This window comes from Endozoicomonas sp. ONNA1, from assembly GCF_024606325.1.
Lineage (GTDB): Bacteria > Pseudomonadota > Gammaproteobacteria > Pseudomonadales > Endozoicomonadaceae > Endozoicomonas_A.
Genome location: NZ_JAHHPN010000593.1, coordinates 1 through 1,426, shown reverse-complemented (window position 1 = coordinate 1,426; position 1,426 = coordinate 1). Strand labels below are relative to the sequence as shown.

At 44.0% G+C, this 1,426-nt stretch carries 1 protein-coding gene; it reads left to right on the top strand.

Annotation, left to right across the window (positions count from 1 at the left end; genetic code table 11):
• Positions 1-1,225: hypothetical protein (locus KDK19_RS13730; RefSeq protein ID WP_257292182.1), on the top strand; the 1,225-nt coding region annotated here is incomplete at its 5' end.
• Positions 1,226-1,426: the final 201 nt, after the last annotated feature.

The window sequence follows — 1,426 nt, the reverse complement described above, 5'->3', positions numbered from 1 at the left end:
TCACTACCAAAGGCGCATAGGCTCTACATCCCTTAGTCGGTCACTACTGACTACACATCCAACAATAGCTAAAGTACTGTCAAGCCTGATAGATTTACATTTGGAAGGCTACATGAGGCATAAGGCGAGAGAGTTAGTATTGTTTGCTGATTTGAAAAAGGAGCTGGATAAAGCCTTTGAAGCGGCTGATTCTTACAGGCAGGCTATCATAGGCGGACACATCAATGACCTGTATGAAGCTGAGGATGTCTTTAACCCTGTCCTCGACTCTCAAGACGCTAGTAACCTTAACAACTACATTGACCGTGTTAAGAAGGATTGCGGCCTGTCGGTTGGTAGACCAGAGACAGAGGCAACACCAGAGGCAACACCAGAGGCTAAACCAGAGTTAAGCCCTATCCCTGACATTCTTTCCTTGTTTGAGGAGTTCTGTACACACAAAGTTAAAACAGGGAAATGGAAAGGAGATAGAGCGGTACGCAATAAGATGGAATACAGGAAACCATTAAAGGCCTTTGTAGAGCTTACGCAGCTTGAAGATGTACGCAAGGCAACAAAGCAAGATGCAAGGGACTTTAAAGAACACTTGCTAGAAGAGTACACGAACTCTACTCCTTCCAATTACTTCAATCGTGTAGCAGCCTTATTCAGTTGGATATTACAGGAGAGGGATTATATAGAGTACTCAGTATTTAAACAGGTAGGCGGACTGTCAGGGTATGAAACTAAAGCCATGTCACCTGTATCAACTGAAGACACTCGAAAGATACTGGAGATTGTAAGACCTGAATACAGAGATATATTCAAGCTCTACTACTACACTGGCTTAAGATCTAATGAACCATTTGTGAATATGGAATGGGTAGAAGTGAGTGGTAATAAGTGCCTGAAGATAACCAACAGTAAAACAAAAGCAGGCAACAGGACAATACCTCTCCACTACTCCATTGAAAGGCTCTATGGACTGAACGTAAAAGCAATAGCAGTCAATAAAGAGAAACTCAATGGGGAACTTAAGCTATTCACAGAGCGACACATAAGGCTTTACAGCTTTAGACACGGAATTACAGACAGGCTGAGAGTCATTGAGAACTGTCCTGATGGCCTTCGCTTTGCGATCACTGGGCACGCTCAAGAGGGAACTACTGACCAACACTATGGAGATGGATGGGCAGCACAGATAGGGCGTATGAAGAAGGTTATAGACCAATTGCCTGAGTTGTGAGGAGAAGACAGGAGAAGGGAGAAGGAGTAGAGAGACAGGTTAGTCACAGCTATAGAGCCTCCCTGAGAGGTTTTCTCCTCCTACCTATCACTATCGTACCACCTAAATAGAAAGACGCTTAGAAGGACTCTATGCAAGCCTGCTTACTTTTGAGCAACGAGAAGCGCATAGTCATCATTACGCTATCGCTTAAGACCTCCA